Consider the following 25639-nt stretch of genomic DNA (forward strand, 5'->3'; position numbering starts at 1 on the left):
GGACCCAGACGCGCGGTCCCACGATGGAGCCGCGCCGTCAGCATCGCTGGATTCCCGCCTGCGCGCGAATGACGAACAGGAGGACGCGCCGCCCACTCCCCCTCGTCGTCCCGGCGCACGCCGGGACCCATGGAAACGGTGTGCGGCCGAGGTCGCGCGCCATTCGCGCCGACCGCAACCATGGGTCCCGGCGTTCGCCGGGATGACGACGGAGAGGGCATGTCTCGGCTTCCGGGCCAGTATCGCTGTCGGTCTCGCACCTCTCCAAGAGCGTCATCCCCGCGCAGGCGGGGACCCAGACGCGCAGTCCCACGATGGAGCCGCGCCGTCAGCATCGCTGGATTCCCGCCTGCGCGCGAATGACGAACGTGGGAAAAGCCCGCCCACTCCCTCTCCGTCATCCCGGCGCACGCCGGGACCCATGGACACGGTGTGCGACCGAGGTCGCGACCCCCTCGCGCCGACCGCTACCATGGGTCCCGGCTTGCGCCGGGATGACGAAGGGGAGGGCAACGTCCCTGTCGTCTCGATCGCCGCTCCAAAGATCATCCGCTCCGCAAGGATCATCACGCTTGCGAAACGGCGCCGGAGCATTAACCCGCCTGCTGCGTTGACGCGCGCGAACCCCTTTCCCTAACAGGAGGCCAAAGCCATGGCATTCGAACTGCCGCCGCTCCCCTACGACTATGACGCGCTCGAGCCGGTCATCTCGAAGGAGACGATGACCTTTCACCACGACAAGCACCACGCCGCCTATACCGCGAAGCTGAACGAGGGCGTCGAGAAGGACCCGTCGCTCGCCGGCAAGTCGATCGAGGACATCCTGGCGACCATCTCGTCGCAGCCCGCGCTCGTTCGCAACAACGGCGGCGGCTATTGGAACCACGACTTCTTCTGGAAGATCATGGGCCCCAAGGGTTCGACCCAGCCGTCGGGCGCGCTCAAGGACGCGATCGACGCCTATGGCGGCCTCGACAAGCTGAAGGAAGACTTCAACACCAAGGGCGCGGGCCAGTTCGGGTCGGGCTGGGCCTGGGTGATCAAGACCGCCGACGGATCGCTGAAGGTCACGGCGACGCCGAACCAGGACAACCCGCTGATGGACGTGGTCGAGGAGCGTGGCACGCCGATCCTGGGCAACGACGTGTGGGAACACGCTTACTACCTGACCTACAAGAACGACCGCCCCGGCTATCTCAAGGCGTGGTGGGACGTGGTCAATTGGGACGAGGCCGGCAAGCGTTTCGACGCGGCCTGATCCTCGCAAAGCCAAGACGATGAGAAGGGGCGTCGCCGTCATGGCGGCGCCCCTTTTCGTGCGCCGCGCATCGGGGCGACCATGGTGCATTTGTCTCTGGCAAAGGGTGCAAGGATACCAGGAACGGGGCCGAACCGGACGCGTTTGCCGCCGATCACCGTGCCGGTTCGCCACGATGTCCTTGGCGTTCCATGGCCGAAAGGAGGCAGGATCACCGTGCACCAGACACTTTCGCTTCCCGCTCAGTCGGACGTCCGAACGGCCGCCGACCGCCCGCGGCCGATCGCCGCCGCGCGCCGCCTCGCCGCGGAGGCGATCGGCACCTTCTGGCTGGTGCTGGGTGGCTGCGGCGCGGCGGTACTGGCCGCCGGCGCGACGCTGCCCGGCAGCATCGGCATGGCAGGGGTCGCGCTCGCCTTCGGCCTGACCGTCTTCACCATGGCCTTTGCCGTCGGCTTCATCTCGGGCGGTCATTTCAATCCCGCCGTCAGCATCGGTCTGGCCGTGGCGGGTCGCTTTGCGGCGCGCGACGTGCCGGGCTATGTGGCGGCGCAACTCGTCGGTGCGGTCCTCGCCAGCGCCGCGCTCGCGTTGCTCGCCGGCGGCGCGCCCGGCTTCGATCTGGTCGCGAGCGGCTTTGCCGCCAACGGCTATGGCGTTCATTCGCCCGGCCATTACGGCATGGCGACGGCCTTCCTCGCGGAGGCCTTGCTGACCGCCGGTTTCCTCGTCGTCATCCTCGGCGCGACCGACCAGCGCTCGTCGGGACCGTTCGCGCCGTTGGCGATCGGACTGGCGCTGACCCTGATCCACCTGGTGGCCATTCCGATCGACAATACGTCGGTCAACCCGGCGCGCAGCACGGGGCCCGCATTGTTCGTCGGCGGCTGGGCACTGTCGCAGCTGTGGCTGTTCTGGGTCGCGCCCATCGGCGGCGCGGTGGTCGCGGGGCTTGGCGCGCGCTGGCTCTTCGCCCACAGCCGCGAGGACCAGTCGCCCGGTCCGATCAGCGATCAGCCGGTCGAGCGGCTGATCGACGACGGCAAGGTCACGGTCGCCTGATTCCGACTACCGCTGCGGGATCATTCCTGCGGCGGTAGCGTCGTCGTCGCGTCGTCCGTCGTCAGACCGTGGCGCAGCAGCATCGGGATGTTGGCGAAGGCGAAAAGCAGGGTCAGCGGGATCGCGCCCCACAGCTTGAACCCGACCCAGAAATCCCAGCTGGTCGAGCGCCACACCGCCTCGTTGAGGGCGGCCATGAACAGGAAGAACAACGCCCAATTGCGCGTCAGCTTGCGCCAGCCTTCCGCCGTCAGGCCCGGATAGGCGGCGCCGAGCAGCCCCTCCAGCAGCGGGCGGCCGCTGAACAGGCCATAGCCCAGCACCGCGGCGAACATGCCGTAGACGAAGGTCGGCTTCATCTGGATGAACTTGGGGTCGTGGAAGTAGACGGTCAGGCCGCCGAACAGCACGACGAACGCGCCCGATATCCACAGCATCGGCGATACCCGGCCGAGCCTGACCCGCGACACGACCATCGCCGCGACCGTCGCGAGCACGAAGGCGACGGTCGCGACGATCACCCGCGCGATCACCAGCGCGCCCGCGCGGTCCATGTCCGACAGGAAGGTGGTCGACGCCCCGACCAGCCGCATCGCGATGCCGGACGGGAACAGGAAGTTGGCCGCGAAGAAGACGAGCAGCGGCCCGTATTCGATGCCCATGCGCAGGCCGGGAGAGGATGCGGGCGCCTTGCTCATGCCGTCATCGCCTTGTCGTGTTGCCGGATGTGGTTGCGCCGCGGCGTCGCCGTCCGGGCAAGCGGTCGCGGCGCGCGGGGCGGGGAGGTCCGAGGGAAAGGGCTGGAAAGCCAGGCCGGCGCGCTCATTTCTTCACACCCGCATCGACGCCGGCGATGATCCGGCTGACCTCATTGGGGTCGAAGGGCCTCAGGTCGGTCATCCCTTCGCCGACGCCGATCGCATGGATCGGCAGGCCGTATTTCTCCGCGGCCGCGACCAGCACGCCGCCCCGCGCGGTGCCGTCCAGCTTGGTCATGACGAGGCCGGTGACGCCCGCCACCTCCTTGAACACCTCGATCTGGCTCAGCGCGTTCTGCCCCGTCGTCGCGTCGAGGACGAGCACGACGTCGTGCGGGGCGGCGGGGTTGAGGCGGCCGAGCACGCGGCGGATCTTGGCCAGCTCGTCCATCAGTTCGCGCTTGTTCTGCAGGCGGCCGGCGGTGTCGACGATGAGGACGTCGATGCCCGTCTCGGTCGCCTTCTTGACCGCGTCCCATACCACGCCGGCGGCGTCCCCGCCTTCGGGGCCGGTGACGATCGGCACCCCGACGCGGCTCGCCCAGGTCGCCAGCTGCCCGATCGCGGCGGCGCGGAACGTGTCGCCCGCCGCCAGCATCACGCCGTAATCCTGTTCCATGAGGAGATGCGCGAGCTTGGCGATCGTCGTCGTCTTCCCCGATCCGTTGACGCCGATCACCAGGATCACCTGCGGCCGTGGAAAGGCCTCGATCTCCAGCGGCGTCGCGACCCTGGCGAGCGCCTTCTCCACCTCCTCCGCGACGACGAGGCGGATGCCGAGTTCCTCCATGTTGCGCTCGAACGTCCCCTCCGCCAGCCGGGTGCGGATGCGGCCCGCGGTCTCGGGGCCGAGGTCGGAGGCGATCAGCGCCTCCTCGATGTCGTCCAGCGTCGCATCGTCCAGCCGCGCGCCGCCGAGGCCGGCGAGGTTGCCGACCAGCCGGTCCGACGTCTTGCGGAATCCGCCGAGCAGGCGTTCGTGCCAGGAGGGGGTGGTGCTCATATCGTCCGTCCGATGAGGTGGGTGTCGGTGGCGCCGGTGATGCGCGTCGTAACGATGGCGCCCGGCGCGGCGGTCTGCGCGAGCGCGACATCGGCGAAATTGCCGGCATGGCCGCGCTCGCCCGGCCGCTCGACGAGCACATCCTGCGTGCTGCCGACCAGCCCGGCCAGCCACGCCGCCCTGCGCCGAGCCGCCGCCGCGCGCAGCCGCTCGGCCCGGTCCCTGATGGCGGCGGGGGCGACCTGCGGCATCCGCGCCGCCGGCGTGCCCGCGCGCGGCGAATAGGGGAAGATGTGCGCATGCACGATGTCGGCGTCGCCGATCAGCGCCAGCGTATCGGCAAACATCGCCTCGTCCTCGGTCGGGAAGCCCGCGATCAGGTCCGCGCCGATCGCGATCTCCGGCCGCCTGACCTTGAGCGCCGCAACCATCGCCACCGCCTGCGCGCGGCTGTGCCGCCGCTTCATCCGCTTGAGGATCAGGTCGTTGCCCGCCTGGAAGGACAGGTGGACGTGCGGCATCACCCTCGCCTCGCCGGTGACGATCTCCGCCAGCCTCTCGTCGATCTCGATCGAGTCGAGCGACGACAGCCGCAGGCGGCGCAGCGCGGGAACATGGCGCAGGATCCGCTCGACCAGCAGGCCCAGCGTCGGGCTGCCCGGCAAGTCGTGGCCATAGCTGGTCAGGTCGACGCCGGTCAGCACCACCTCGCCGTGCCCCGCCGCGACGAGTCCGGCGATCCGCTCCACCACCGCGCCCGCGGGTACCGAGCGGCTCGGCCCGCGGCCGAAGGGGATGGCGCAGAAGGTGCAGCGATGGTCGCAGCCGTTCTGCACCTCGACGAAGGCGCGCGCATGCGCGGAAAAGCTCGCCGCGAGATGCGGCGCGGTCTCGCGCACCTGCATGATGTCGCCGACGACCACCGGCGCCGCGCTTGCCCAGGCGGCGGGCAGCAGCTTTTCGGCGTTGCCGATCACCCGGTCGACCTCCGCCATCGCGGCGAAGCCCGCCGGATCGATCTGCGCCGCGCAGCCGGTGACGACCAGTTCGGCGCCCGGGCGCGCCCGCCGCGCCTTGCGGATCGCGGCGCGCGTCGCCTTGACGGCGGCATTCGTCACCGCGCAGCTGTTCACCACCACGGTGTCGCGCCCGGCGACCAGCGCGGCGATCGTCTCGCTCTCGGCGATGTTGAGGCGGCAGCCGAGGGATATGACCTCTGGCGCGGGAACAGACATGCGCCGCGATCTAGTGGCGGCGGCGGGGTAAGTCCATGCAGTGGATGCGGCCCCCCGGACATCCTCGTGCCGTCCCGTCATCCCAACTTGCCCGTCGTGCGCGCCACCGCGGTCATCCCCGGTCATCCCCGCGCAGGCGGGGATCCAGACTGGCTGGCCGTGCGGCTCTTTTCACAACGTCACGTTACTTGGATCCCCGCCTGCGCGGGGATGACGATTTGGATGGAGGGGGCGCCGCCTTCACTTCCCGCGTCATCCCGGCGAACGCCGGGACCCATGGCAGCGATCGGCTCGAGGGGCTCGAAACCTTGCCGCCGCCCCGTATCCATGGATCCCGGCTTCCGCCGGGATGACGAGGGAGGCCGGGACTGCGAAGGAAGCCGGGCGGCGACGAGGGTGCGGGTGGCGTATGGGTAGTCTTGCCCCGTAACCGTCGCCCCCCGCTTGCCCGTAGCGCTCACCGCTACCGTCGTCCCCGCGCAGGCGGGGATCAGAATGGCTGGCCGTGCGGCTCTTTCCACGACGTCACGTTTCTGGATCTCCGCCTGCGCGGGGATGGCGGTTTGGGTGTTGGAGGGGCGCCTGCCTCTCCCTCGTCATCCCGGCGAACGCCGGGACCCATGGTAGCGATCGGCTCGTGGGGCTCGAAACCTCGCCGCCGCCTGGCGTCCATGGATCCCGACTTCCGCCGGGATGACGAAGGAAGGCGGGATGACGAAGGAAGCCGGAGATACGGCACAAGCCTGCGGGCGCACGCGCCGGCATCCCGATACTTGCCACCGCCGCCTTTTTCCCCTAAGCGCACGCCTCGTTCCGATCGCGGGACGTGAAAGGCAAGCGCCATGAGCGCACGCCGGCCGACGAGGTTTCGTCCGCCGGCGTCTTTTGCGTTGTGCGTATGTATGGGGTTTTGAGGCGATGTTCGACAGTCTGAGCGACCGGCTTGGCGGCGTCTTCGATCGCCTGCGCGGCCGTGGCGCGCTGACCGAGGCCGACGTGCGCGCTGCGATGCGCGAGGTGCGCGTCGCGCTGCTCGAGGCGGACGTCGCCCTGCCGGTCGCGCGCCAGTTCGTCGACAAGGTCACCGAGGAAGCGGTCGGCCAGAACGTGCTGCGCTCGGTCACGCCGGGGCAGCAGGTCGTCAAGATCGTCAACGACGCGCTGGTCGAGATGCTCGGCGGCGACGATCCCGAGGCCGCCGAACTGCACCTTTCCGTCACGCCGCCCGCGGTCGTGATGATGGTCGGCCTGCAGGGCTCGGGCAAGACGACGACGACCGCCAAGATCGCCAGGCGGCTCAGCGCGGGCGCGATGGGGCGCGACCGCAAGAAGGTGCTGATGGCGTCGCTCGACGTCAACCGCCCCGCCGCGCAGGAACAGCTCGCGACGCTTGGCACGCAGATCGAGGTGGCGACGCTGCCGATCGTGCCCGGTCAGCAGCCGGTCGACATCGCCCGCCGCGCCATGCAGGCGGCGAAGCTGCAGGGCTATGACGTCCTGATGCTCGACACCGCCGGTCGCCTCCACGTCGACCAGGCGCTGATGGACGAGATGAAGGCGGTGGCGGATATCGCCACGCCGCACGAGATCCTGCTCGTCGTCGACTCGCTGACCGGTCAGGACGCGGTCAACGTCGCGCAGAACTTCTCGGCGCAGGTGCCGCTGACCGGCGTCGTGCTGACCCGCATGGACGGCGACGCGCGCGGCGGCGCCGCGCTGTCGATGCGCGCCGTCACCGGCAAGCCGATCAAGTTCGCCGGCACGGGCGAGAAGATGGACGCGCTCGAGGCCTTCCACGCCTCGCGCGTCGCCGGCCGCATCCTCGGCATGGGCGACGTCGTCAGCCTTGTCGAGCGCGCCGCGGAGTCGATCCAGCAGGAAGACGCCGAGCGCATGTCGAAGCGGCTCCTGAAGGGCCAGTTCGACATGAACGACCTGCGCGGCCAGCTCGCGCAGATGCGCCGCATGGGCGGGCTCGGCGCGCTCGCGGGCATGATGCCGGGGATGAAGAAGGCGCAGAATGCCGTGGCGCAGGCGGGCGGCGACAAGGTGCTTGTGCACTTCGAGGCGATGATCGGCTCGATGACGCTTAAGGAGCGCGCCAACCCCGCCCTGATCAACGCCAAGCGCAAGATCCGCATCGCCAAGGGGTCCGGCACGACGGTTCAGGAGGTCAACAAGCTCCTGAAGATGCACCTCGAAATGTCGACCGCCATGAAGAAGATCAAGAAGATGGGCGGGCTGAAAGGCATGATGGCGATGCTCGGCAAGGGCGGCCCGATGGGCGGTCTCGGCGGGCTCGGCAATGCGATCGGCGGCGCCGACCTTGGCGACATGATGAACAAGGCGGGCGGGGGACTCCCCGGCCTTGGCGGCGGGGCAGGGCCGGACGGCATGCCCAAGCTGCCGCCAGGGTTCGAGAATTTTCTGAAGAACAAGAAATAAACAACTGATTTAGCAAGGAAAGACTAGTAAAATGGCACTCAGCATTCGCCTGTCGCGTGGTGGCTCGAAGAAGCGTCCTTATTACCGCATCGTCGTCGCCGATGCGCGCAGCCCCCGCGACGGCAAGTTCATCGAGAAGATCGGCAACTACAACCCGCTGCTCGCCAAGGACGACGAGAAGCGCATCGTGCTGGACGCCGAGCGCGCCAAGCACTGGCTGTCGAACGGCGCGCAGCCGACCGACCGCGTCGCCCGCTTCCTCGACGCCGCCGGCGTGCGTGAGCGCGCCGCGCGCAGCAACCCCAACAAGGGCAAGCCGGGCGAGAAGGCGACCGAGCGCGCCGAGGAGCGTGCCGAGAAGCTGAAGGCGCAGCAGGAGGCGGAAGCCGCCGCCAACGCCGCGCCGGCCGAAGAGGCGACCGCCGCCGACGCGACCGCCGAGTAATTGCCGGTCGGACATCCGCCGCGCGCGGCGGATGTCCCTACGGTGCCGCGCATTGCGCCCCGCTGCGCTGCAGCGGGTGTCGGTACCGCATCAGGCATCCCGTTGCGCCATGATGCGTTAGCGCTCCTGACTTAGGAGAGCGCATCATGGCCAACGACCCTTTTCCCGACCCGCGCACCGCGCCGGAGGACGATGAAGACGCCAGCAACGAAGGGGTCTCGAGCACCGACCCCGCCGAAGGCGACGACTCCGCCCCCGCCGGCGACGAAGGCAGCCCCCAAGGCTGAATCCGCGTCAGGCGGCACGCCGACCGTGACCCTCGCGGTCGTCGTCGGCGCGCACGGCATCCATGGCCAGGTGCGGCTGAAGGTCTTCGCCGACGATATCGCCGGCTATCGCCAGTTCAACGGCGGCGCGCTGACGCTCAAGTCGGCGCAGGGCGGGCCTAACGGCACGATCGCCCGTTTCGCCGAGATCGCGGACCGCACCGCCGCCGAGGCGCTGCGGGGCACCGAGCTTACGGTGCCGCGCAGCGCGCTGCCGCCGCTGGGGGAGGGCGAATATTATCACGCCGACCTGATCGGTCTCGCCGCGCAGACCCCCGATGGCGAGCCGCTCGGCACGATCGTTCTGGTCGAGAATTTCGGCGCGGGCGACGTGCTCGAGATCGAACGGCCAACGGGCAAGCGCTTCATGGTGCCGATGCGTCCCGAGGCCGTGCCCGAATGGAATGCGGAGCGACTCGTCGTCGATCCTGCCTACGTCGAATAGGCTGGACAAGAACGTCCATTTCTGCCATATCTTGGCAGGCGTCGTAACCGGCACGTCCGCCTCTTTCTCATCGTCGGCCTACGACAAGCGCCTTGCTTTCGGAAAGGCGGTGGCAGGCGCCCGGTCTAAAGCATGATGACATACCATTGATCCGTCATTGCGAGCGTGGCGAAGCAATCCAGAGCCGGACCAGCAAGGCCTGGATTGCTTCGCTAAGCTCGCAATGACGGCGTGGTTCGACCCGATGTCATCCCGCTCCAAAAGCGCGTGATCGCCGACATGTCCGGGGCACACTCCACGGCTCCTGCTATGATCTGGGCGAAGCGCATAGTCCGCGAGGCGCGGCGTCCGTCATTTCGCCGAGGGTGGGTCAGAATGCCCGCGATCGTGGGCGAGCCTTTGCCGAGTGTATCCGCGTCCATGCCCGCTTTCCGGCCACATGGGCGAAGACGCCGCAAAAAAGCTGCCGTCGCTCGGCAGATATGGCCGACTCGGACCTGTGACTTTTCGATCCGCCAAAGGCTTGAAAACGCCGCGTTTCGATCATCTGCCGACCCCTAAACACTGCGACTTTCTAAAGCTTTTGTCATCTTCGGATCGGCCGCCTTTCGTTCAGCAGGTTGCGGATCGTCGTCGCTGCGACCCCGGCCTCGCCCATCGCATGGCTGATCTGGTCCAGCCCCTTCACCACATCGCCCGCCGCGAACAGGCCAGGAATGCTGGTGCGCTGGTGATCGTCGACCTCCAGGCATCCCTCGTCATTGGCGCGGGCGCCCGCTGCCACTGCCAGGTGCGACCGGATGCGTGAGCCGAGCGCGGGATAGATGCTGTCGAACGCCATGCGCCCGCCGGCGGTATCGAGCGCCAGCTGCGCGCCTTCGATAGCCCAGCCGCCGCACGGGCCGTCGACCCTGGCGATACCGGCCTCGTCGAGCGCCCGCGCACAGCTGTCGTCCAGTTCGTGACCTGCCTCCGGCGCGATCAGCGTCACGTCGCGCGTATAGCCACGCAGGAACAGCGCCTCCCGCATGCCATGGTCGCCGGTACCGATCACCCCGACGCGCCGATCGGTCACCTCATATCCGTCGCAGATCGGGCAATAGCGAAGCAGGCCCCGTTCCAGCGCCGGGTCGTGCACCTCCGGCAACAGCCCCGCGGGGCGGTGGTTGACCACGCCGGTCGCCAGCAGCACGGTACGCGCGGGATAGGTGCCGTGATCGGTCCGCACGATGAAGTCGTCGCCGTCCGGCTCGATCGCGACGACCTTCACCGGCTCGCGCACCGCGCCGTAGCGCTCCGCCTGCGCGAGCATCAGCCGCAGCAGCTCCTTGCCCGCGATCCCCTCCGGATAGCCCGCGTGGTTGTGCGTGCACGGGATCATCGCCGCGCGGCTCGATCCGCTGTCGAACAGCCGGATCGAAAGATGGAACCGCGCCAGATAGATGGCGGCGGTCAGTCCGGCCGGGCCGGCGCCGATGATGATGCAATCGTCCATCACGCTTGAACCGCTGCACGCATGTATATACATCCTGTAGATACGGAGGTCGCCATGGGTAACGAATATCGCGCCAAGGTGTTCAAATCGGGCAATTCGGTGGCGCTCCGCCTGCCCAAGGCACTGGGGCTGAAGGAAGGCGACGAGATGGTGCTGCGCGAGGAGCAGGGCGGCTTCGTCGCCGAACCGGCGCCGGTCGTGGCGAAGAAGATCGACCTGACCGGCATCTGGGGTTCGTGTCCGGGGATCAGGCCGGCCGAGCGGTTGGAGATGGCGCCACGCGACCTGGATTGGGAAGGCAAGCTGCTTCGCCCATGACGAACCCGCGATACCTTCTTGACACCAACATCCTCGTCTATCTCATCGGCGGGGTCAGCGAACGACTTCGCGATCGTGTCGAAGAGCATGAGCCGGGGACCGTGGCGACATCAGCGCTGTGCGTGGCGGAAACGCTGTACGGCATCGTCGATGCCCGGGAAAAAGCCGCGTTGAGTCGCCTGCTCGACGTCATCGCGCCGCTGCCCTTCACGGTAGCGGAGGCCCGTCGCTTTCCAGAGATTCCATTCAGGCGGGGGCGGCTCGATCGGCTCATCGCCGCGCACGCCTTGGCGCTCGGCATGACGATTGTGACCAACAACGAAGCCGACTTCGCCGACATTCCCGATCTCGCCGTGGAAAACTGGACGCAATGACCTTCGCCGCGACTGTCCTCACTTTGTACCCGGAGATGTTCCCCGGCCCGCTTGGCGTGTCGCTCGCCGGCCGTGCGCTGCGTGAGGGCGGCTGGTCGTGCGAGGCGGTGCAGATCCGTAACTTTGCGACCGACAGGCATCGGTCGGTCGACGATACGCCGGCGGGCGGCGGGGCGGGGATGGTGCTGCGCGCCGACGTGCTTGCCGCGGCGGTGGATAGCGTCGCCGATGGCCGGCCCGTCCTCGCCATGACCCCGCGCGGCGCGCCGCTCACCCAGGCGCGGGTGCGGCAGCTCGCCGCCGGCCCGGGCGTCGTCGTGCTGTGCGGCCGGTTCGAGGGGTTCGACGAACGGCTGCTGGAGGCGCGCAACATCGAGCAGGTCTCGATCGGCGACTATATCCTGTCGGGGGGCGAGATGGGGGCGCTGGTGCTGCTCGACGCTTGCATCCGGCTGCTTCCCGGCGTAATGGGCGCGGCTTCCAGCGGGGATGACGAGAGCTTCGAAACGGGGCTGCTCGAGTATCCGCAATATACCCGCCCCTATGAATGGGAAGGGCGCACGATCCCCGAAGTGCTGCGATCGGGGGATCATGCGAGGATCGCGGCCTGGCGTCAGTCGATGGCCGAGACCGACACACGGCTAAGGAGGCCGGACTTATGGGAGCGCCATGAGGGCGCTCGGGTCCAGTCTCCCTCTGGCGCGCGGCGCATGAAGGATGATGTGACATGAACCTGATCCAGCAGCTCGAAGCCGAGCAGATCGAAAAGCTGACCGCCAAGCGCGCGATCCCCGAATTCCGTCCTGGCGACACGCTGAAGGTCGGCGTGAAGGTCGTCGAGGGCGAGCGTACCCGCGTCCAGAACTACGAGGGCGTGTGCATCGCGCGCTCGAACAAGGGCATGGGCTCCTCGTTCACCGTCCGCAAGATCAGCTTCGGCGAGGGCGTCGAGCGTGTCTTCCCGCTCTATTCGCCGAACATCGATTCGATCGAGGTGGTCCGCAAGGGTGCGGTGCGTCGCGCCAAGCTCTATTACCTGCGTGGCCGCACCGGTAAGTCGGCGCGTATCGCCGAGCGTCGCGACACGCGTCCCGCCAAGGGCACCGCGGCCGCCGAGTAATCGGGCCGCCGGTCCTTCCGGCAGGGTAGCGAGAGGGCGCGGGGGGATGCCTCCCGCGCCCTTTTCGTGTCAGCGCGAGGCGGCGGCGACGCTGGTCGCCTCGTTGCGGCGCGACAGGCCCAGCAGCAGGCGTATGGGCGCCAGCACCACCGCCGGCCGCACCGACAGCGCCAGCACTACCGCCCCTCCGGACAGCGACGCCGCCGCGAGCATCCGCACGATGCGCTCGCCGCCGATGTCGGTGCCGCTTCGCATCAGCGCCGCTGCCAGGATCGTCCAGCCGCCGAGGCGGAGAAGCAGGATCGCCCGCCGCCCCGGTTCGCCCATCGCATGCCGATGCCGAAAGGACGCTCCCGCCAGCAACAGCCAGGCACAGGCCGTGATGACCGCGGTCTCAAGCACGGTCCGCTCCCTGTCGCACACGCTTCGAGGGGAGGGGCTTCCCCGTCGACAGCGAGCGCCAGCTCGCCAGCGCGAACAGCGACGCCACCGCGATCATCGCCGCGTCGAAGCCGGCGAAGACCAAATCCCCCTCGATCAGCGATCCGGGCAGGCCGTGATGGGTGGTGAGCGCGTTGGCCAGCGGGACTGCGGCAAAGGCGGCGGCTGCGCAGGCCAACCCCTCGGTCCAGGCGCGTCGGACCGGGCGTGCGCAAAGGGCGACCGCGATCACGCCCCAAGACCAGAACATCGCCTGCACCTCCATGTCGGCGCGTCCCGGTGCCCCGGCGGGGATCAGGCGGTTGGCCAGCAGATAGGCCGCCATGCCGATCGGCGTGCCGACGATCGTCGCGATATTGAGCCGCTCGACCAGCCACAGGCCCGGAAAGGGCACCGCGCCCGCCCGCCGCCGCGCCGCCGTCCAGAGCAGCAGCCCCGTGCCGACCATCGCCGTCCCGGCCAGTCCCAGACAGAACAAGGCCCAGCGCAGGTCCTGTCCGGCGAAGTGCGCGACATGGAGGCCCAGCATCGTGCCAGCCGTCGATGCCGCGGCGCCCGCCCCGCCGCCGGTTCGGCCGAGCAGCTGCCCGGTCGCGCCGGAATAGGTCAGCGTCGCCGCGCCGGCGTCGAGGGTGCCGAGCGTCGATCGGATGAAGGTGACCCGCGCCGCCGCGTCATTGGGATGCTGCACGATCATCGTCGCCGGCGGTGCTTTCCAGCGCCGCGCCGCATTGTCGGCAAGCGGCGCGATGGCAACCAGCGGTGCACGGCGACCCGTCGGCGCGATCTCGGCTGGCGTACCATATACCTCCCGATCGAAATCGGCCGGCCTCGCGTAATTGGTGGCGATCGGCGAGGGCATGTACATGGCGATCAGCGTCAGCAGGCCGGTGTAGGTGATCATCGCATGATAGGGCAGGGCGAGAACGGCAGAGACGTTATGCGCATCCAGCCAGCTGCGCTGCCCCTTGTTCCAGCGTAGCGTGAACAGGTCGGCGAAGATCCTTTTGTGGGTGATGACGCCCGACACGATCGCGCCCAGCATGAACATCGCGCACGTCCCGGCGACCCATCGGCCCAGCGGATAGGGAAGCTGGAGCTGGAAATGGAAGCGGTAGAAATGCTCGCCGCCCAGTGTCTCCCGCGCACGGACCGGCTGTCCTGTCGCTGGATCGAGCACCAGGTCCTGATCGTGGCGGGGCGCACCCGGCTTCGACGCGGGAAGCGCGAACACGCGGGTGACGTTGGTCCGCGGATCGGGAAGGTAGACGTACCATAAGGGATCGTCGAAACCGACGCGCTGAAGGTAGGACACTGCGGCCGCTGCTGCGTGTGGGGCCGAGACGGGGCGCATAGCCAGTTCCGGCTGCATCCAGCGCGTGATCTCCGGCCTGAAATAGCTGGCGGTGCCCGTCAGGAACATGGCGAACAGCAGCCACCCTGCCAGCAGGCCCAGCCAGCCGTGAATCCATGCCATTGTTCGACGCAGCGACATGGTCACGACCGCATGCCAAGCAGTGCAAGCGCGCCATCGGCGAGGAGCGTGCCGCCCCATATGATCGCAACGACCCGGGTCAGCCTCGGCTCGTGAAAAGCCCAGAGGCCTGCAATGACGTACAGCAGGGGGCTGAGCAGCAGTGCCCACAATGTCGCCTCCGCCCTCGTCCCCGGCAGCAGCCGTGCGAGCAGGGTCGCGAGCGCTGCCGCCGCCAAATAGCCTCCGACAAGGGCAGTGAACGCGCGTGCCGAGATCGCAAGCCACGCTGCGCCCAGCGGGCGTCGAGGTGGATGCTGGCGATCGACGATCATGGGGAAGGGAGCATTCCTTGCGGCGAACACAAGCCGTCTAACGAAGAATGCGAATAACTTGCAATAGCGAAAGTGCCTTTGTGACGGCCTCAGTGCCAGTGCGCGCATCCTGTCGTAGGTCCGGACAAACGAACGCCCGCCAGGTCCATCAACCGGGCGGGCGCTGTTCGTAGCTCATCCGACCGAAAGCCGGACGGAGGGCGTTACTGATCCAGGAACGAGCGCATCTTGCGGCTGCGGCTCGGGTGCTTGAGCTTGCGCAGGGCTTTCGCCTCGATCTGCCGGATACGTTCGCGGGTGACCGAGAACTGCTGGCCCACTTCCTCCAACGTGTGGTCGGTGTTCATGCCGATACCGAAGCGCATGCGCAGCACGCGCTCCTCGCGCGGGGTCAGCGAGGCGAGGACGCGGGTGACCGTTTCCTTGAGGTTCGCCTGGATCGCCGCGTCGACGGGAATGACCGCATTCTTGTCCTCGATGAAGTCGCCGAGGTGCGAATCCTCCTCGTCGCCGATTGGCGTTTCGAGGGAGATCGGCTCCTTCGCGATCTTCATCACCTTGCGCACCTTCTCGAGCGGCATGCTCAGGCGCTCCGCCATCTCCTCGGGCGTGGGCTCGCGGCCCTGCTCGTGCAGGAACTGGCGGCTGGTGCGGACCAGCTTGTTAATCGTCTCGATCATATGGACCGGGATGCGGATCGTCCGCGCCTGATCGGCGATCGAGCGGGTGATCGCCTGGCGGATCCACCAGGTCGCGTAGGTCGAGAACTTGTAACCGCGGCGATACTCGAACTTATCGACCGCCTTCATCAGGCCGATGTTGCCCTCCTGGATCAGGTCGAGGAACTGCAGGCCGCGGTTCGTGTATTTCTTGGCGATCGAGATGACGAGCCGGAGGTTCGCCTCGACCATCTCCTTCTTGGCGATCCGCGCCTCGCGCTCCGCCTTCTGGACCATGTTGACGATGCGGCGGAACTCGCTCAGCGCCATGCCGGTCTGCTGGGCGATATCGCTGATCTCGGTGCGAATGCGATCGACGGCATCCGCCTCGTTCGCTGCGAAATTGCCCCACTTCTTGTCGAGGCCGCGAACCGTGTCGAGCCAGTTCTCGTCCAGTTCCTGTCCCATATAGCGGTCGAGGAAGTCCTTACGGCTGACCTTGTGCCGCTCCGCGAGGCGCAGCATCTGCCCGCCGAGCGCGGTCAGGCGTCGGTTGTAGGCATAGAGCTGGTCGACGAGATACTCGATCTTCGCCTGATGGAACTGGACGCTTTCGACCTCCGCCGTCAGATCCTCGCGCAGCTTCTGGTACTTGCGCTCGTCGGCCGCCGACAGTTCGGCACCCGCCGCCATGGCATCGAGACGGCTCTGCTGCACCTTGGCGAATTTCTTGTAGATCGCCGTGATATTGGCGAACTTCTCGAGCGCCTGCGGCTTGAGCGTCTCCTCCATCTGCGCGAGGCTGAGGGTATTGTCCTCGTCCTCGTCCTCGGTGGCGCGGGGACGGCGCTCGCCGCCTTCCTCGTCCTCGTCGGCAGAAACCTCCTCGGGCTCTTCCTCTTCCTTGAAGGAGGGGCCTGCGGCGCTCTCGCTGATCTCGCCGCTATCGTCCTCGGCACCCTCGACCTGCTCGGCCGATGGCCCCTTGGACAGCATCGCGTCGAGATCGAGGATCTCGCGCAACTGCATCGTGCCCTCGTTGAGCGCGGTCGACCAGTCGATGATCGCGTTGAAGGTGATTGGCGATTCGCACAGGCCGAGGATCATCGTGTCGCGACCAGCCTCGATACGCTTGGCGATTGCGATCTCGCCTTCGCGCGACAGCAGCTCGACCGCACCCATCTCGCGCAGGTACATGCGAACAGGATCGTCGGTGCGATCGACCGTCTCTTTCTTCTTCGTTTCCGGTGCAGGACCGCCGGCGCCGTCGGAATCGACCTCGGTCGCCTCGTCGCCGTCGTTGGAATCCTCCTCGGATTCCCCGTCCTCGCCCTGCTCTTCATTCTCGACGATGTTGACGCCCATCTCGTTGAGCGCCGACATGATGTCCTCGAGCTGGTCGCTCGACATCTCGCCCTGCGGGATCGCCTCGTTCAGCTGGTCGTAGGTAATGTACCCGCGCTTCTTCGCGCGCGCGATCAGCTTCTTGACCGACGCATCGTTCAGGTCGATCAGCGGCGCGTCGCCCGTATCAGCCGTATCGGTCGCGTCCGCCGCCATGTTCGCCTTCGCCATCAATTGTCCTCGGACCCAAATGCTCGGGCGTCTTCGTTCGACTGCACCAGATTTGCAAGTCGAAGCTCCAACGCCTGTTTCTCTTTCACCAATGCCACCTGCCGTTCGAACGCATCGTCGGTGAAATGCCGCTGCATCGCCGCCGTCGCTTCTCCCAGCGCCTGTTCCACTTCCGGCTGAGCGACCAGGATCGCGATCGCCTCGTCCAGATCGGCCCGGGCACGCACCGGATCACCGCCATTGCGCGTAAACGAATAGGGCATCGTATCGGCTCTCAGCAGGTCGCTCGCGACTGAATCGAAACCGCTGTTCGCCAATATGGTACGCAAGGCTGCGCTATCAAGCGCCCTGTCCTCGAGCGCGACGTCGACGACCGCTTCGAACAATCGGCCAAGGGCGCCGTCCGCCATGCGGAGGCTGCCCAGCACCTCCATATGCCGTGCGATCTCCACCGGGTGGCGGATCAGACCGGCGAGCACCGCCTTCGCGAGCACGCGGTCGAGGCCGACGGCGCGGATCGCCTTGGCATCGTCGGTGACCGGGGCCGCAGGCTGTTTCCAATTGCCCTTGGCGTCGCGCCTGCCGCGTGGCCGCTGATCGAAGGGGACGTACGCGCGCGGCTGCGGCTTGAAATGCTCGTAGAAGCGGCGCTTGAACTCGCTCTCATACTCGATGCGGACGCCCTGATGCGCGATCGTCGCAGCGAGATCGTGCAGCCGCTGTTTCAGCCCCGCGCGCTGTTCGGGCGTGTCGAGCGGTTCGGCGGCAAGTTCGCTTTGCCACAGCCGATCGACCAGCGGCTGGGTCTCCGCCAGCAACGCCTCCATCGCGCCCGCGCCACCGGCCTTGACCAGATCATCGGGGTCCTGGCCCTGCGGCAGCGTCACGAAGCGCAGGCTGCGCCCCGGGGCGAGCAGGGGCAGCGCGCGGCCGGCGGCGCGCAGCGCTGCCTTTTGCCCCGCGGCATCGCCGTCGAAGCATAGGATCGGCACGTCGACCATCCGCCACAGCCGTTCCAGCTGGTGCTCCGTCAAGGCGGTGCCCAGCGGCGCGACAGCCTCCGCGATACCCGCCTGGGCGAGCGCGATCACGTCCATATAGCCTTCGACGACGAGCACGCGGTTCGCCTTGCGTGCGGCCGGCGCGGCGCGATCGATATTGTAGAGCGTGCGCCCCTTGTCGAACAGCGGTGTGTCCGGCGAATTCAGGTATTTGGGTTCACCATCGCCGATCACCCGACCGCCGAAGGCGATCGTCCTGCCGCGCGCGTCGCGGATCGGGATCATCAGCCGGCCGCGGAACCGGTCATAGGGCTCCTTGCCCTCGACCTGGATCAGCAACCCGCAGTCGATCAGCGCCGGATCGCCATATTCCTTGAGCGCCGCCTTCAGCTTGCCGCGGCTGTCGGGAGCATAGCCCATGCCGAACGCGCGTGCGGTCTGCGCGGACACGCCGCGCTTCGCCAGCACGGCGCGCGCGTCCGCCCCCTCCATGCCGTTCAGCTGCTCGCTGAACCAGCTGGCGGCATCGCCCATCGCCTCGTGAAGACCCTTGGCCTTCTCCGCCTTCTGCGCGGCGCGTCGATCCTGTGCCGGCATCTCCATGCCGGCCGCTTGCGCCAGTTCCTTGACCGCATCGATGAACGGCAGGCCGCGTTGGTCGGTCATCCAGCGGATCGCGTCGCCATGCGCCGAACAGCCGAAGCAGTGGTAGAAGCCCTTGTCGTCGTTGACGTAGAAGCTCGGCGTCTTCTCGTTATGGAACGGGCAGCATCCCTTGTGCTCGCGCCCGGCCTTGTGGAGCTTGACCGTCTTGCCGACCAGCGCCGACAGCGAGGTGCGCGCGCGCAGCTCGTCGAGGAAGGCGGGCGAAAGGCTCATGCCGCACCCGTGACGATGCGCGCTGCCGGTGCCCGGTCCGCCGTGCCGATCATCGGCGCGCGCTGCCGCGTTTCGCGCCTCACCGGGCCGCGGCGCTCGCGGGCGCGCCGGCGGTCCCGAGAGGACGCACGCATGCCGACTTTGCCATGCCTCCCGGGATACGCGAATGGAACCATCGCATGCATTTGTCAGAATGCGGCGATTCGGTCGAGCGGAACCGTATCCATCGGACGGGCGCCTCGACCGCGCGCGCGGTCGCGTAGGAAGCGGAGCATACCCGCTGGAGGAGCGATCGGCCGCATCGCGAGACTGCCTGGCCGGGACGAGCGGCATCCGGCCCGTCCGACGCACGGTATAGCTGAACGAACCTTCCGCCAACCACGCGATCACATCAGCGGCACTTCCGTCACGCTCTTCACCTGCTTGAGCGAGACGATGCTGCTGACCTCCGACAGATAGGGCACTTTGTTGAGCTTATCGCGCAGGAATTGGAGGTATTCCTCCATATCCACGACCATCACGCGAAGGAGGAAATCGAACGAGCCCATCAGCATGTGGCATTCGACGACCTCGTCCATCCGGCACAGCTGCTCCGAGACTTCGTCCAGGTTGAGGCGGCCGTCGGCGTCGATCTTGATCATCACATAGACCTGGACGCTCAGGCCGAGCTTGGCCGGGTCGAGCAGCGCGACCTTCCGGCGGATGATGCCTTCACGCGTCATACGGTCGATGCGTCGCCAGCAGGGCGTCGGGGTCGAGCCGACCCGTTCCGCGAGATCCGCCAGACTGATCTCGCAATCCTTCTGAAGCTGTTTCAGGATCGCCACCTCGAGCCGGTCGAGGCGCCGCACCTCGTCGTCCCGCGTTGATCGCTGCGGGGGGACGGCGAGGGGCAGAACGGGGTCCGGAGTGGAGAGTTTGTGGTGCCGGACCATGGTTCTACCCCTGCGTCGTGTCATTGCTCCCGATGAGTCGGTTGTGGACCGATCAGAACCGCGCGGCAATACCGATCAGGCCGGCATGGTCGCGCAGGTTGTCGCGGAAGGCGCCCTGGTAGGTGAGCGTGATCTTCAGCTGGTCGGAGGCGGCGGTGGTGACGCCGGCGGCGATGCGCGCAGCGTCGCGGCCGAGCGTCTGCGAGCGGATCGCGAAGGGCACGTCGGCCTGGGTCGCGAAGGCGCCGGACAGCGCGGCGTTGGTGTCGCCCAGTTCGTGGCTGTAGGACACGCGGGCGAAGGGCGTGATCGAACCCTGGCCCTTGAGCGGCATGCGATAGGCGATGCCGCCGCCGGCGCCGACCTGGACCGACTGGAAGGTGGTGCCGGCCACCGCCAGGGCGGCGGGCGAGCCGCTTTCCACGGTGCTGCCGCCCGACAGCGAGCGATAGGTGACGACGGGGATGTAGGCGTCGATCGTCAGCCCCTTCTTGCCCTTTGCACTCAGCACGTTGTCGAGCTGCGCGGAGACGGCGGTACGCGACAGCGTGCCGCGGTTGACGCCCGCGATGCCGTCGATGCCGCTGACCAGGCGGTTGCTGGCATGGTCGATGCGCGTCACCGAGCCCTGCAGCGCGACCGAGCCCAGCTTGTGGCGCACGACGCCGAAGACGCTGGCGCCATAGCCCTTCAGATGGTCGCGATAGGCATAGCCGCCCGCGGCCGAATCGGCGGTGACGTAGGACAGCGACCCGCCGAGGGAGACGTCGCCGTCGTTGGGCGTGACGTCATAGCCCATGACGACGCCGACATAGTCGGAGCGCAGCGCACGCACGCCGCCGCCGGCGCCGACCTTGGTCCGGCCCGCGAGCACGCGCGCCCAGCTGCGGCCGGTGCGCGCGCCGGACGCGGTGGCTTCGCCGGCCGCGGCATCGGTCGGGGCGGACGCGGTGTCCGACGCGCTGTCCGCGGTCTGGGTGGGCGCGGTCTGAGCGGGCGCCGTGTCGACGGCCTGTGCCAGATTGACGTCGCCGGCGCCGGCCAGCGCGGCGGGCGTGTCGGGAATGGCATCGACGAGCGCGCCGATGGCGGCATCGGTGGTGCCGGGGATGCGCGAGAGCGCGGTCGCGCTGACCTCGCCCGCGACCGTGGGCGTGTCGAAGCGGCCGCCGCGCAGGTCGGCGATGCGGCTGTCCTGCACCTGCGCGACGCTGTCGAGGATCGCGCGGTCGGCGAGCACCTGCGTCGCATGGCCGTCGCCGCGCAGGTCGCCCGAGGCGGCGCGTGCCTGGTCGAAGGTGGAGAATTGCAGCGCGCCGAGCAGCTCCGCATTGCCGGGCGTCGACAGATAGGAGGCGGTGCGCAGTGCCTTGCCCAGCCCGTCGCCCGACGCCGCATTGGCGAACACCGACGTATCCTCGAACGCCGGCCGCGCCACCAGCGACAGCGACGAGAAGCCGTCGTCGATGTCGACGTATTGCAGCGATGGCGTGAAGCCCTTGACGGCATCCATCGGTGTATAGACGAGATCGAAGCCGAGCATGCTGCCCTTCTTCGCGGTCACGACCTGCGAGAGCTTGGTCGGATCAAGAGCGACCTTCTCTCCATCGCGGAGGAAGTTGCCGAAGCGGCCGAAAAAGAAACTTGGAATGACATAAGGTAAGCCGTAGGATGGGATGGTCGTTCCGGCCCCCTCCATTAAGCATGGTGGATAGCCGACCTTGACGGCATCGATGCAGACCTGTGGCATTGGCTTGTCGCGCGAGTCGACCACGCCCTGCATCAGAGGGATGACCTGGCCCGGTCGGTAGAAGCCACGGGCAAAATTGGCACCGACCGTTGCGCCGTCAAAGATGCCGATCGGCGCCACGACGTTGTACGAACGAAGGACGTTGATGTAGTCTCCAAGGTTAGTCGGATCGCCTCCATCCTTCAGTCGCGCCTCGAAATTGAGCCAGACACGCTCCTGATAGTTGGTGAGGGCCGCCTTCGTCGTCGTCGGAGCGACCTGGAAGATCGTCTGCGACGTGGGGCGCAATTCGGTCCTGTAACGGGGCAGGCCGCTGATATCGGCCTGAATGGGGGATTCAACATCGCTCGAAGGCAGGTGAAATTCGAGAGCGGTCGGAAGGATCGTTCCCGCGAGGATGCTGTAGCCGGCGATTCGTCCCGAACCGGAGAGCGTTGCGAGATTCTTGAGGACGAACAGAGGCCCCAGAAGGCCCGGGTCGAAGTTCGCGTAAAGCTTTTCCTCGTTGTTGGTGGTGATGGTGCCGCCATCCAGGTTGATGGTGCCCCGGTCGGCGACGATCTGTCCGTTGTGAAGATAGCCGCCCTTCTGGATGTTCAGAACGCCGCGCTTGACCCAGACGGTCCAGGCGCCGCTGCGGGTATCCAGATCCCACTGGCCGCCGGTATCGATGGTGATCTGTCCGTATTGCCCCTTGAAGAAGTCGTCCATGGTCCCGGCGTTGAAATAGGGGTTCAGATCGCCCTTCACCTTGGTGGTGACCTTCAGGATATCATCCATCGTCTGATAGCCGGGCATGTTGATCAGCCCGTCGTTGCGCATGTCGACGCCGTTGTAGGTGATGCATCCGGACAGGGTGCCGCTGTGCCAGCCGGCGCCGGTATCGCAGTAGGATGTGACGGGATTGCCCTCCAGATTCCCCGCGGGATCCTGATAGCGCAGGAACGCCTGCGAATCCTTCATATGGTGGACGGCGTATACGATACGGTCGCGCAGCGACTGCGGCAGCCTGGCCAGCGGCTCCGACAGATAGTCCAGCAACGCGTCCTGCCATTCGGAGGAAAGGACTTGCCCTGCCGCCGAACCGCCGTGAAAGCCGATGATGGTCGCGGGGCCGAACCCGTCGTAGATGGTCGGCCGCTGCGACGCATCGGCGATGCCGCGAGTGGGAGAACCGATCAGCGCGAAGCCGCATGCCGAATAGCAGCCGCCGTCGATCACCACGGTCGTGTTGTGCTTGAAGAAAAAATCGGCCATCTGCAGGCCACCGACGGCGAAGCCGCCGGGATTGTCGCGCAGCACGACACGATTGATCGTGATGCCGCGCTTTGCCGCCTCGGCGAAGAAGAGTTCGAGGAAGTCGCCCTCCCATCCGGTTTCTTGACCGGTCTGATACAGTGTGCCGTCCTTGTACCACCACGACTCGTATGCCGCCTGGCCAAAGGCCGGACCGGTGAGTGCGCAGGTCGACACGGCTGCGGCGGACGTCACGAGAAGACGCCGCAAAGACTTCGATCTCTTCATTTAATCCCCCAATATATCGCACGACACCGATATTCGGCGCGGGTGTATTCACCTGCTGCCGAATCCCCCGTTGCGTGACGCCGAACATTAGGATCGCGGAGAGGAAATGTTTTTCTCAATTCTTGGTCGTTGCGATGACGGAATGAGCAGGGGTTTGCTCAAACCGCGCCGATGGCGGAAACTCGTTGCCGCAGATCGTATACTCTGGAAGCAGATCGACCCGCGCCACCATCGCGCGCGCACCATGCCGCGTGCCGGCCGGCGGCCGCCTATCGTCGCGAGGCGTAGCCGAGCAGCAGCCCCTTGTGCCGCGCGACGACCTCGGCGAGCCAGTCGAGGAATTGCCGGACCTGCGGGCGCTCGCGGACGTCGCGGTGGACGGAAAGCCAGAAGGCGCGCTCGATCGCGCGGTCAGGCAGGACGGCGACGAGCCTCGCATCCATGTCGCCGATGAAGCACGGCAGCACGCCGATCCCCGCGCCGGCTGCGACCAGGCGATGCTGGGCATTGATGCTGCTTGACGTCACCGATGCGCTCAGGCCCGCGCCGATCTCGTCGAGATAGTCGAGTTCCGGGGCATAGAGGATGTTCGGGACATAGCCGACCAACGGGTGGGCGCGCAGGTCCACCACCTGCGTCACCGGGCCGGCGCGGTCGAGGAAGTCGCGGCTGGCGTAGAGGCGCAGCACATAAGGGCTGAGCTTCCGGATCATCAGCGGGCCCCGGCGCGGCTTGGCAAGCAGGATGGCGATGTCGGTCTCGCGCCGCGAGGGGCTGAGAAAGCCGCTCGACGCGACCAGTTCGACATGGACGGACGGATGCGCCTCGAGGAACGAGGCGAGATGCTCGGCGACGAACCACGTGCCGAATCCCTCGGCCGTGCTGACGCGGACGACGGAGCGGCCTGCATGCGGGTCCGCCGCGCCGCCGCCCAGCGACGCCGCTTCCATCGCGGCCGCGCTGTCGGCGAGCCGCCGGCCCGCCGCGGTGAGCCTGGGGCCGCTGCGATGGCGTTCCAGCAGCGTCTGGCCGCAGGCCTTTTCCAGCCGCTGCAGCCGGCGGCTCACCGTCGTCGGGTCCGTCCCAAGTTCGCTCGCCGCGCGCGCGATCAGGCCGTGGCGCGAGACGGCAAGGAGAATGCGCAGGTCGTCCCAGTTCATCTGGCTGCACTATTGCAGGCCAGGGCTGCGCGTCCAGCGGTTGTCGCGGGGTGCGTTTCGCGGCAGCTTGGCGCAAAAGGAGAGAGTCATGCGTCAGATCGACCATCTCATCGTCGGGCATGCCGGCGGCGGTTCCGCTGCCCGCGCCGGCGACGTTTTCGATCCCAACACCGGCCAGGTCCAGGCGCGCGTGTCGCTGGGTGGCCAGGCGGACCTGGACCGGGCGATCGCCGCCGCGCAGGCCGCGCAGCCGGGCTGGGCCGCGACCAACCCGCAGCGGCGCGCGCGCGTCATGTTCCGCTTCAAGGAGCTGGTCGAGCGCGAGATGGACAGCCTCGCGCATCTTCTCTCGTCCGAGCATGGCAAGGTGATCGCCGACGCCAAGGGCGACATCCAGCGCGGGCTGGAGGTGATCGAATTCGCCTGCGGCATCCCGCACGTGCTCAAGGGCGAATATACGCAGGGCGCGGGGCCGGGGATCGACGTCTATTCGATGCGCCAGCCGCTGGGTATCGGCGCGGGCATCACGCCGTTCAACTTCCCGGCGATGATCCCGATGTGGATGTTCGGCGTCGCCATCGCGTGCGGCAATGCGTTCATCCTCAAGCCCAGCGAGCGCGATCCGTCGGTGCCGGTCCGCCTTGCCGAACTGATGCTGGAGGCGGGCGCGCCCGAGGGGATCCTGCAGGTCGTCCATGGCGACAAGGAGATGGTCGACGCGATCCTCGACCATCCCGCGATCAGCGCGGTCAGCTTCGTCGGTTCCTCCGACATCGCGCATTACGTCTATCGCCGCGGCGTCGAGGCGGGCAAGCGCGTCCAGGCGATGGGCGGCGCCAAGAACCACGGCATCGTCATGCCGGACGCCGACCTCGACCAGGTCGTCGCCGATCTGGCGGGCGCGGCCTTCGGCTCGGCGGGGGAGCGGTGCATGGCGCTGCCGGTCGTCGTTCCCGTCGGCGAGCGGACCGCGGACGCCTTGCGCGACAAGCTGGTGCCGGCGATCCGCGCGCTGCGGGTCGGCGTGTCGACCGACGCGGAGGCGCATTACGGACCGGTGGTCAATGCCGCGCACAAGACGCGCGTCGAAAACTGGATCGGCACCGCGGTCGACGAGGGCGCGGAGCTGGTGGTCGACGGGCGCGGCTTCACGCTCCAGGGCCATGAGGACGGCTTCTTCGTGGGGCCGACGCTGCTCGACCGCGTGACGCCGCAGATGCGCTCGTACCAGGAGGAGATATTCGGTCCCGTGCTCCAGATCGTGCGTGCGCCCGACTTCGAGACCGCGCTGCGCCTGCCGAGCGAGCACCAGTACGGCAACGGCGTCGCGATCTTCACCCGCAACGGCCATGCCGCGCGCGAATTTGCGGCGCGGGTCAATGTCGGGATGGTCGGCATCAACGTGCCGATCCCGGTGCCGGTCGCCTATCACACCTTCGGCGGCTGGAAGCGGAGCGCGTTCGGCGACGTCAACCAGCACGGCACCGAGGGCGTGCGCTTCTGGACCAAGGTCAAGACGGTGACGCAACGCTGGCCCGACGGCTCCGCCCTGTCGCCGGGTAGCGAGGATGGCGGCCCGAGCCGCATCCAGGACGCCTTCGTCATTCCGACCATGGGGTAGG

23 protein-coding genes are annotated in these 25639 nt (G+C 67.6%); 11 read left to right on the forward strand and 12 right to left on the reverse strand.

Annotation, left to right across the window (positions count from 1 at the left end; genetic code table 11):
• The first annotated feature begins 652 nt into the window (after nucleotides 1-652).
• On the forward strand, nucleotides 653-1258 hold the full coding sequence (locus IQ292_RS13140; RefSeq protein ID WP_203310776.1) for a superoxide dismutase: 606 nt from the start codon (nucleotides 653-655) through the stop codon (nucleotides 1256-1258).
• 282 nt (nucleotides 1259-1540) lie between these two features.
• The gene (aqpZ, locus tag IQ292_RS13145; RefSeq protein ID WP_288936316.1) at nucleotides 1541-2320 is read left to right on the forward strand and encodes an aquaporin Z; all 780 of its coding nucleotides are present in this window, start codon (nucleotides 1541-1543) and stop codon (nucleotides 2318-2320) included.
• Between the two features lie 20 nt (nucleotides 2321-2340).
• On the opposite strand, the gene IQ292_RS13150 is transcribed toward aqpZ, so the two are convergent.
• The 3 genes from IQ292_RS13150 to mtaB form a co-directional block, all read right to left on the reverse strand.
• Complete coding sequence (locus IQ292_RS13150) at nucleotides 2341-3018, reverse strand: inner membrane-spanning protein YciB (RefSeq protein ID WP_238941088.1); 678 nt, start codon at nucleotides 3016-3018, stop codon at nucleotides 2341-2343.
• Nucleotides 3019-3142: 124 nt separating this feature from the next.
• Nucleotides 3143-4081, reverse strand: a complete 939-nt coding sequence (gene ftsY / locus IQ292_RS13155; RefSeq protein WP_203310778.1) for a signal recognition particle-docking protein FtsY — start codon at nucleotides 4079-4081, stop codon at nucleotides 3143-3145.
• Nucleotides 4078-5316, reverse strand: a complete 1239-nt coding sequence (gene mtaB, locus IQ292_RS13160) for a tRNA (N(6)-L-threonylcarbamoyladenosine(37)-C(2))-methylthiotransferase MtaB (RefSeq protein WP_203310779.1) — start codon at nucleotides 5314-5316, stop codon at nucleotides 4078-4080. Before mtaB ends, ftsY begins: the two co-directional genes overlap by 4 nt.
• 918 nt (nucleotides 5317-6234) lie before the next feature.
• Between mtaB and ffh the strand changes: the two genes are divergently transcribed.
• The 4 genes from ffh (at nucleotide 6235) to rimM (ending at nucleotide 8977) form a co-directional block, all read left to right on the forward strand.
• Nucleotides 6235-7761 carry a signal recognition particle protein gene (gene ffh, locus IQ292_RS13165; protein ID WP_203310780.1) on the forward strand — a complete coding sequence of 509 codons (1527 nt, stop codon included), beginning with the start codon at nucleotides 6235-6237 and terminating at the stop codon, nucleotides 7759-7761.
• 31 nt (nucleotides 7762-7792) lie between these two features.
• On the forward strand, nucleotides 7793-8206 hold the full coding sequence (gene rpsP, locus IQ292_RS13170) for a 30S ribosomal protein S16 (protein ID WP_203310781.1): 414 nt from the start codon (nucleotides 7793-7795) through the stop codon (nucleotides 8204-8206).
• Nucleotides 8207-8352: 146 nt separating this feature from the next.
• Nucleotides 8353-8493 carry a hypothetical protein gene (locus IQ292_RS13175; protein WP_203310782.1) on the forward strand — a complete coding sequence of 47 codons (141 nt, stop codon included), beginning with the start codon at nucleotides 8353-8355 and terminating at the stop codon, nucleotides 8491-8493.
• A 25-nt stretch (nucleotides 8494-8518) separates the two neighbouring features.
• The gene (gene rimM / locus IQ292_RS13180) at nucleotides 8519-8977 is read left to right on the forward strand and encodes a ribosome maturation factor RimM (protein WP_203311060.1); all 459 of its coding nucleotides are present in this window, start codon (nucleotides 8519-8521) and stop codon (nucleotides 8975-8977) included.
• A gap of 586 nt (nucleotides 8978-9563) precedes the next feature.
• On the opposite strand, the gene IQ292_RS13185 is transcribed toward rimM, so the two are convergent.
• Nucleotides 9564-10472 carry an NAD(P)/FAD-dependent oxidoreductase gene (locus tag IQ292_RS13185; RefSeq protein WP_203311035.1) on the reverse strand — a complete coding sequence of 303 codons (909 nt, stop codon included), beginning with the start codon at nucleotides 10470-10472 and terminating at the stop codon, nucleotides 9564-9566.
• A gap of 54 nt (nucleotides 10473-10526) precedes the next feature.
• Between IQ292_RS13185 and IQ292_RS13190 the strand changes: the two genes are divergently transcribed.
• The 4 genes from IQ292_RS13190 to rplS are packed head-to-tail and all read left to right on the forward strand — an operon-like array spanning nucleotide 10527 to nucleotide 12284.
• Nucleotides 10527-10790 (forward strand): AbrB/MazE/SpoVT family DNA-binding domain-containing protein, encoded by a 264-nt coding sequence (locus IQ292_RS13190; protein ID WP_203310783.1) that lies wholly within the window; start codon nucleotides 10527-10529, stop codon nucleotides 10788-10790.
• Nucleotides 10787-11164: a type II toxin-antitoxin system VapC family toxin gene (locus IQ292_RS13195; protein WP_203310784.1), complete on the forward strand. Its 378-nt coding sequence runs from the start codon at nucleotides 10787-10789 to the stop codon at nucleotides 11162-11164. The genes IQ292_RS13190 and IQ292_RS13195 overlap by 4 nt, the downstream gene beginning before the upstream one ends.
• Nucleotides 11161-11895, forward strand: coding sequence for a tRNA (guanosine(37)-N1)-methyltransferase TrmD (gene trmD, locus IQ292_RS13200; RefSeq protein WP_203310785.1), 735 nt, complete (start codon nucleotides 11161-11163; stop codon nucleotides 11893-11895). Before IQ292_RS13195 ends, trmD begins: the two co-directional genes overlap by 4 nt.
• The gene (gene rplS, locus IQ292_RS13205) at nucleotides 11892-12284 is read left to right on the forward strand and encodes a 50S ribosomal protein L19 (protein ID WP_043060011.1); all 393 of its coding nucleotides are present in this window, start codon (nucleotides 11892-11894) and stop codon (nucleotides 12282-12284) included. The genes trmD and rplS overlap by 4 nt, the downstream gene beginning before the upstream one ends.
• A gap of 69 nt (nucleotides 12285-12353) precedes the next feature.
• Here rplS and IQ292_RS13210 read toward each other — a convergent pair whose 3' ends face one another.
• The 8 genes from IQ292_RS13210 to IQ292_RS13245 all read right to left on the reverse strand — a co-directional run bounded on the left by IQ292_RS13210 (nucleotide 12354) and on the right by IQ292_RS13245 (nucleotide 24017).
• Complete coding sequence (locus IQ292_RS13210; RefSeq protein ID WP_203310786.1) at nucleotides 12354-12686, reverse strand: hypothetical protein; 333 nt, start codon at nucleotides 12684-12686, stop codon at nucleotides 12354-12356.
• The gene (locus IQ292_RS13215; RefSeq protein ID WP_203310787.1) at nucleotides 12679-14202 is read right to left on the reverse strand and encodes a PepSY-associated TM helix domain-containing protein; all 1524 of its coding nucleotides are present in this window, start codon (nucleotides 14200-14202) and stop codon (nucleotides 12679-12681) included. Before IQ292_RS13215 ends, IQ292_RS13210 begins: the two co-directional genes overlap by 8 nt.
• A 20-nt stretch (nucleotides 14203-14222) precedes the next feature.
• Nucleotides 14223-14534, reverse strand: a complete 312-nt coding sequence (locus tag IQ292_RS13220; protein ID WP_203310788.1) for an iron transporter — start codon at nucleotides 14532-14534, stop codon at nucleotides 14223-14225.
• A gap of 203 nt (nucleotides 14535-14737) precedes the next feature.
• Complete coding sequence (rpoD, locus tag IQ292_RS13225) at nucleotides 14738-16768, reverse strand: RNA polymerase sigma factor RpoD (RefSeq protein ID WP_203310789.1); 2031 nt, start codon at nucleotides 16766-16768, stop codon at nucleotides 14738-14740.
• Entirely contained in the window at nucleotides 16768-18648 is a 1881-nt protein-coding gene (dnaG, locus tag IQ292_RS13230; protein WP_203310790.1) for a DNA primase, read from the reverse strand. Before dnaG ends, rpoD begins: the two co-directional genes overlap by 1 nt.
• Before the next feature lie 386 nt (nucleotides 18649-19034).
• A complete protein-coding gene (locus IQ292_RS13235; protein WP_203310791.1) occupies nucleotides 19035-19583 on the reverse strand; it encodes an Lrp/AsnC family transcriptional regulator in 549 nt (182 codons plus the stop codon).
• Between the two features lie 52 nt (nucleotides 19584-19635).
• Nucleotides 19636-22839, reverse strand: coding sequence for an autotransporter outer membrane beta-barrel domain-containing protein (locus tag IQ292_RS13240; RefSeq protein WP_203310792.1), 3204 nt, complete (start codon nucleotides 22837-22839; stop codon nucleotides 19636-19638).
• 287 nt (nucleotides 22840-23126) lie between these two features.
• Nucleotides 23127-24017 carry a LysR family transcriptional regulator gene (locus IQ292_RS13245; RefSeq protein ID WP_203310793.1) on the reverse strand — a complete coding sequence of 297 codons (891 nt, stop codon included), beginning with the start codon at nucleotides 24015-24017 and terminating at the stop codon, nucleotides 23127-23129.
• Between the two features lie 88 nt (nucleotides 24018-24105).
• Here IQ292_RS13245 and IQ292_RS13250 point away from each other — a divergent pair, with 88 nt between their 5' ends.
• Nucleotides 24106-25638, forward strand: a complete 1533-nt coding sequence (locus IQ292_RS13250) for a CoA-acylating methylmalonate-semialdehyde dehydrogenase (RefSeq protein WP_203310794.1) — start codon at nucleotides 24106-24108, stop codon at nucleotides 25636-25638.
• The last annotated feature ends 1 nt before the right edge of the window (nucleotide 25639 follow it).

The sequence above is a fragment of the Sphingomonas beigongshangi genome (genome assembly GCF_016820445.1).
Lineage (GTDB): Bacteria > Pseudomonadota > Alphaproteobacteria > Sphingomonadales > Sphingomonadaceae > Sphingomonas > Sphingomonas beigongshangi.